The organism is Sporosarcina sp. D27, from assembly GCF_000586555.1.
Lineage (GTDB): Bacteria > Bacillota > Bacilli > Bacillales_A > Planococcaceae > Sporosarcina.
Window position 1 is genome coordinate 1 of record NZ_AZUC01000040.1, and the last position, 250, is coordinate 250.

A 250-nucleotide genomic window follows, 5' to 3' on the forward strand; every position below is an offset into this window, starting at 1 on the left:
ACAATCAACCGAGTCGGACACTATTCGTAGTGCCGTACGTTTTAACGACAACCATTTCACCACCAATCACATTCGCACTTCCTGGCATGATCTGAACAGTCGTTACACCCGAACGACGTGCATCTTCAAATCCTTTATCTCTCATATTAATTCCGTCAATCGCATTTACTTGCGGCGTCGACTCTGAACTTGTTTCGTTAAAGTCATGTCCTGCGTGTCCAACACCTTCTTGATTTATACCAAGGTGTGT

1 pseudogene is annotated in these 250 nt (G+C 44.4%); it reads right to left on the reverse strand.

Annotated features, from left to right (window positions below):
- Window positions 1-28: 28 nt before the first annotated feature.
- Window positions 29-250 (reverse strand): annotated as a pseudogene (locus N693_RS18945) (amidohydrolase); the annotation flags it as partial.